Origin of the sequence: Butyricimonas sp. RTP31003st1_G1_RTP31003_210430 (assembly GCF_040920905.1) — a bacterium.
Classification (GTDB): Bacteria; Bacteroidota; Bacteroidia; order Bacteroidales; family Marinifilaceae; genus Butyricimonas; species Butyricimonas paravirosa.
The window spans coordinates 1-2,487 of record NZ_JBCOSQ010000137.1; the positions used below are offsets into that span (position 1 = coordinate 1).

Consider the following 2,487-nt stretch of genomic DNA (forward strand, 5'->3'; position numbering starts at 1 on the left):
ATATACGACTGGCTTACCACGGACATCTGGACCGCCAACGGAAAATTTCAATGGGACTACAACCACTTGTATGATCTCTACTATCAGGCAGGAGTTCCTCTTGAAAGGCAACGCGTAGCCAGCCCGTTTATCTCGCAGGCACTTTCCAGCTTGAAACTCTACCGGGCCATAGATCCGGACACATGGGGCAAAATGATTAACCGGGTCAACGGGGTCAACTTTACCGGGTTATACGGGGGTACTTCCGCCATGGGCTGGCAGTCCATCACCCTCCCGGAGAACATGACCTGGTCATCCTATTTTAAATTTCTCCTTTGCACGCTGCCGGAAGAGGCCAGAGAAAACTACTTGCACAAACTCTCCGTGAGCATGGAGTTTTGGCGAAACAAAGGCGGCTGTCTGGCAGAAGAGACCATCGCCAAACTCCGACGAATGGGAATCCCGATCACGGTTAGCGAAACGACAAATTACAAGACAGATAAAAAGCCCGTGCGCATGGATTATCAGGATGATGTACGTATTCCGGAGTTCAAAGAACTCCCCACGTTCAAACGTATCTGCATTTGTATCCTGAAAAACGATCATGCCTGTAAATACATGGGGTTCGCCCCCTCGAAAGCCGAACGGGAACGCCGGGCCAAGGTGATGCAAAAATATAAATCTATCATGGAATCTTATGGAAGAATATAAAAGTCCCGTATACAACGTTATTTCCGTCCCGATTGATAAGGTGGTCGCCAACACCTATAACCCGAACGTGGTGGCTCCCCCGGAAATGAAACTATTGGAACTATCCATCTGGGAAGACGGCTACACGATGCCCTGCGTTTGTTACTACATCCCAGAAAAGGATATTTATGAACTCGTGGACGGTTTTCACCGCTACAAAGTCATGAAAACATCCCAACGGATATTCGAACGAGAAAAGGGATTACTCCCCGTAGTCGTCATCAACAAAGATATTTCCAACCGTATGGCCTCCACCATCCGGCACAACCGGGCAAGAGGTACGCATAGCATCGAATTAATGACCGAAATCGTGGCCGAACTGACCAAAGCCGGAATGTCCGACACTTGGATCATGCGTAATATCGGAATGGATAAAGACGAATTGTTACGCCTGAAACAAATCTCCGGGCTGGCAGAATTATTTGCAGACAAGGAATTTAGCCTGACAAGAGATGATTAGTTTATCTTCCAGTCCCCGATGTTTCTCTCCTTCGGGTCGAAGTTAACACCGATTTTCATGAGTTTCCGCCCATCGACGGTATAGGGAATAAGATAACCCCGATCGTCAATCTGGGCGAGGGCTTGCTCTGCACTGCCGTCCAGCTTAAACTCGAAGACGTAAATGTAGTCGGCAGTTTTCACAACGGCATCGGCTCGTCCCTTGGCACTTCGCACTTCGGTTTCGGAGAATTGTCCCATGAGCTTGAAGACAAGGTAAAAAATGGTCTGATAATGACGTTCCGTGCGGTCGTTCAGCTCGTAAGAGATTCCGGCAAAGAAAGCTCGCAGGCGGGTAAGGAAGGCATCGGGATCACCTTCCCGTAGCTCCCGGATGAATTTACCGATATAGAAACTCGTGTCCGTTTCCTTAATCGGGGTATAGAACGGGGTAACAAAGTTGAGGAAACCGTATTTTACTTCCTCGTTGGGGAATCCCAATGTGTATATTTGAAATTCGTTATCGTATTTTTTGATAGTCAAGTAACCACTCTGGTAGATCATAGGAACAGGGTTATCGATGTCGGCCCGATCGTCAGTGAGTGATGCGGCAGAAACCTCTATACCGTCGAGTTCTCGCAGGTCAAAATCAGTCTTCTTCAGTATCTCGACAAGAAAGGTAGGAGTTCCGCTAGCGAACCAGAAATTATCGAACATGGTCGTGTCAAGCACGTTAAGTATGCTGAACGGATTATAGACACCCACCATATCTCGGTAGTTGAAGTGATACCCGTCATACATACGGGTGAGGCGTTCCATGCAAGCCTCCCCGTCAAGGTGGTTTGCCTCGGCCAACAACTTTAATTCCGGGGCGAAATTCTCACGGATCTCTTCCCCGGTAAGACCGCAAAGCGTGGCGTACCGGGGATCGAGACTAATATCTTTAAGTTGATTGAGATTACTGAATATTCCCATCTGGGCAAACTTGGTTACCCCGGTGATGAAAACAAGACGCAACCACGGGTCGGCACTTTTTAGCACGGAATAGAATGCGGTCAGCGTGTCCCGGAAGGCTTTCTGCAAAGTCTCGTCATGAAAACTGTTGAGCAAGGGTTTGTCATACTCGTCAATCAAGACAACAACACCCCGTCCGGTTTTCTCATACGCTTTTCGAATGACTTCCATGAAACGACCGGAGTGAGTGATACCCTTCCCCCCGGTTTCATAAATCTCTTCCCAGTACAGTAACTGCCGCTCCAACATATCATGCAATCGATCGGGCGAATCGTATTTCTCAGCATTCAGGTCTAGGTGTAGCAC

3 protein-coding genes are annotated in these 2,487 nt (G+C 48.3%); 2 read left to right on the forward strand and 1 reads right to left on the reverse strand.

What is annotated here, in order from left to right; translation table 11 throughout:
• Together AB5542_RS21205 and AB5542_RS21210 are read left to right on the forward strand one after the other, a co-directional pair.
• Nucleotides 1-690 (forward strand): DUF3440 domain-containing protein (locus AB5542_RS21205; RefSeq protein WP_368243452.1); only part of this gene is annotated, 690 nt, incomplete at its 5' end.
• A complete protein-coding gene (locus tag AB5542_RS21210; RefSeq protein WP_087420924.1) occupies nt 677-1,189 on the forward strand; it encodes an IbrB-like domain-containing protein in 513 nt (170 codons plus the stop codon). The genes AB5542_RS21205 and AB5542_RS21210, both read left to right, overlap by 14 nt.
• On the opposite strand, the gene AB5542_RS21215 is transcribed toward AB5542_RS21210, so the two are convergent.
• The coding region (locus tag AB5542_RS21215; RefSeq protein ID WP_368243454.1) for an AAA family ATPase at nt 1,186-2,487 on the reverse strand (1,302 nt) is incomplete at its 5' end. The two genes, AB5542_RS21210 and AB5542_RS21215, sit on opposite strands and share 4 nt — an antisense overlap.